Here is an 809-nt window from a genome sequence, read left to right on the forward strand (position 1 = left end):
CATACGTTAACGTATTCGTTGCTTTGTCATATGTCAATACAGTCAACGTTTCGTTAGCTGCTACTAATGCACCTAAATCAATCGTTTGCTCTTCACCTTTTGAGTTGGTATACGTTAAGATGTTAGTTGTATCGTTGTATACTAAGCTTGTTTCGTTAAATACGAAGTCTTTAGATGTTCCTGTTGCATCTACGTAAGTTAACGTGTTTGTTGCAGCATCATATGATACAGCTCCTGTTCCCAATACTAAATCGTGCGTGATCTTATCTTCATCAGCATACGTCAACGTATTCGTTGCTTTGTCATATGTCAATACAGTCAACGTTTCGTTAGCTGCTACTAATGCACCTAAATCAATCGTTTGCTCTTCACCTTTTGAGTTGGTATACGTTAAGATGTTAGTCGTATCGTTGTAGACTAAGCTTGTTTCGTTAAATACGAAGTCTTTAGATGTTCCTGTTGCATCTACGTAAGTTAACGTGTTTGTTGCAGCATCATATGATACAGCTCCTGTTCCCAATACTAAATCGTGTGTGATCTTATCTTCATCAGCATACGTCAACGTATTCGTTGCTTTGTCATATGTCAATACAGTCAACGTTTCGTTAGCTGCTACTAATGCACCTAAATCAATTGTTTGCTCTTCACCTTTTGAGTTGGTATACGTTAAGATGTTAGTCGCATCGTTGTAGACTAAGCTTGTTTCGTTAAATACGAAGTCTTTAGATGTTCCTGTTGCATCTACGTAAGTTAACGTGTTTGTTGCAGCATCATATGATACAGCTCCTGTTCCCAATACTAAATCGTGT

Annotated in this window: 1 pseudogene; it reads right to left on the minus strand. The window is 37.8% G+C overall.

From position 1 onward, the window contains the following. Positions 1 to 809, minus strand: a pseudogene (locus H4K33_RS16345) (hypothetical protein); the annotation flags it as partial.

The organism is Myroides sp. WP-1, assembly GCF_014145635.1.
GTDB lineage: Bacteria > Bacteroidota > Bacteroidia > Flavobacteriales > Flavobacteriaceae > Flavobacterium.